General features: G+C 32.3%; 1 protein-coding gene. It reads left to right on the top strand.

The window, feature by feature from the left end; all coding sequences use genetic code 11:
* Positions 1–140: 140 nt before the first annotated feature.
* A partial coding sequence (locus TICRE_RS11210; protein WP_143583171.1) for an IS3 family transposase occupies positions 141–620 on the top strand: 480 nt, incomplete at its 3' end.

Here is a 620-nt window from a genome sequence, read left to right as displayed (position 1 = left end):
CTAAAAAAGGAGCTTCGTGACAAGGAAGATGCACTTGATATTCTAAAAAAGGCTATAGGCATACTCAACGAAGACTAACTGAAGCTATCTATATTGAGCTTGATAAAGCTAGAAAGAAACGTCAAATTTCAGTTAAGGGTGTGTCTAAGTTTCTAGGCGTTTCTACATCGGGATTCTACGACTTCATAAATCGAAAAGAATCTAATCAGTCAAAACGAAAGAGCAAGATTAAACATCTGATAACAGAGATTTACAATGAATCAAACCAAATATATGGAGCCCCAAAAATAACTGAAATATTAAGACAAAGAGGATATGCAGTTGCCGAGAAAACTGTAGGTAACTATATGAAAGAGCTTAATATTAGAGCTATATGGGTTACACCTTATAAAAGGGTTAAAATAGATACAAACTTTGATAGTGATCTTAAAAACATACTGGAGAGAAAATTTAATCCATCCTCTCCAAACACAGTCTGGGTAACTGATATCACTTATATTTATACTTTATCTGGTTTTGTATATTTAGCATCAATAATGGATCTATATTCAAGAAAAATAGTCGGTTGGCATTTAACTGATAATCTTTCTACTAAAAGTGTTTTAAGAGCAATAGAAAAG

Source organism: Tissierella creatinophila DSM 6911 (assembly GCF_001940565.1).
Taxonomy (GTDB): domain Bacteria; phylum Bacillota; class Clostridia; order Tissierellales; family Tissierellaceae; genus Tissierella_A; species Tissierella_A creatinophila.
Note: the sequence above shows the minus strand (reverse complement) of the source record. Positions and strands in the feature narration are given on the sequence as shown.